The sequence below is a fragment of the Bartonella sp. SD1336NMGDW genome, assembly GCF_042193565.1.
GTDB lineage: Bacteria > Pseudomonadota > Alphaproteobacteria > Rhizobiales > Rhizobiaceae > Bartonella > Bartonella grahamii.
In genome coordinates, this window is record NZ_JBHILW010000103.1 from 1 (window position 1) to 581 (window position 581).

The window sequence follows — 581 nt, forward strand, 5'->3', positions numbered from 1 at the left end:
CTCATCATCCGTGGCTTAAGTGGAGAGCGGGCTGGTCATGTGATCAACAGCTCGGGTCTTTTAGAAGCTGTCTTAGGTGATATGACCTTCGATGTCTCAGCGCTTACCAACATGCGTGAAGGTGGGGTTGAAGTTACCGATAAAGTGGTTGGTCACAGTTACGTGCGAGGAAAATGGAAAAAAACCAAGGTTAGACACCACCAGATAAAGGAAGATGTTGACACTACGATCATTCGTCAGCAGCCTCATTTTACCAATGGAGCTGCACAGATTTTAGTAGGACGTCATCTCACGGTTCATGCCGGCGATATCCGTAATAGCTATAGCTTAATTGCTGCTAATGGCAATATTGAAATGCAGGGTGATACGCTACTCAATGAGGGGCGTGATTTAATTGAAAAAACCAAGATTGTAACTGACACACATCGCAGGGAAAAAAATTGCAAAACATTCGGTAATCTAGGGTGTACTACGGGAGGCATTAAAGATGAGGGACATTATACTGATACCAAAACAACCACGCGCACTTATGATGCTGTTTACGGCACGATTGAAGCGGGTGGCACTCTTGATGTCAAGGT

At 44.9% G+C, this 581-nt stretch carries 1 protein-coding gene; it reads left to right on the top strand.

The window, feature by feature from the left end; all coding sequences use genetic code 11:
* A partial coding sequence (locus ACFIKH_RS09380; RefSeq protein ID WP_375671556.1) for a hypothetical protein occupies nucleotides 1-581 on the top strand: 581 nt, incomplete at both ends.